This window comes from Apibacter sp. wkB309 (genome assembly GCF_002964915.1).
Classification (GTDB): Bacteria; Bacteroidota; Bacteroidia; order Flavobacteriales; family Weeksellaceae; genus Apibacter.
Map to the genome: position 1 here is coordinate 1 of NZ_PSZL01000014.1, position 863 is coordinate 863.

1 pseudogene is annotated in these 863 nt (G+C 36.7%); it reads left to right on the plus strand.

Going from position 1 to position 863, the window contains the following annotated elements:
- Positions 1-863 (plus strand): annotated as a pseudogene (locus tag C4S75_RS05755) (hypothetical protein); the annotation flags it as partial.

Here is an 863-nt window from a genome sequence, read left to right on the forward strand (position 1 = left end):
CCAAGTACGACAGCTGGAATAAACTAGAGCAGATCATCTATCCGGATCAAGAAAAAGTAGATTATATCTATAATACAGCAGGGTTACTAACCGGAATAAAAGGAAGCAAGGCTTATAGCTATGACTATGTAAATAAAATAGGCTATGATAAATTCGAACAAAGAAATTATCTAAAATATTGCAACGGCTCAGAAACCACTTATACGTATGATTCGGAAAGAAGAAGACTTACTGATTTACAAGTTTGGGTATCACCGAAAACGCAAGGAACAGGAGTAAAAACTCAGATCATTAGTAACAAATATACCTATGATGCTGTTAGCAATGTATTAAGCATATCCAATCAAGCCCCACTACCTCAGGACAACCAAAAGACTATGGGGGGACAAATGCAGCATGACTATGCCTACGACGGACTTTACCGCTTAGTACAAGCACAAGGAAGTTACACAGGAGCGGATAACAAAACGGCCGCATACAGCTTGCAAATGGGCTACGATAACTTACATAATATCGTAAGCAAAAACCAACAAGTAAGTCAACAAGGCATAATGATTGAAGGCGGATTAAAAGCAGGTTATGACTTAACGTATACCTACGATTCAACGAAAAAGAATCAAATAAAAACCGTTCAAGACATCAATTACAGAGAAGAAGAAAGTAAAGAAGAAGAAAAACGCCAAGAGCACAAGAATTATCACTATGATTTAAACGGAAATCTAACCTATGTAAATGTAGAATTAGAGAAGAAGGATTTAAGAAAAACCAGCCAAACGCAAGAAAGGAAATTACGCTGGGATGAAGAAAACCGATTAATGTCCATAGATGATAATGGGTATGTAAGTAACTATGTATACGATGCT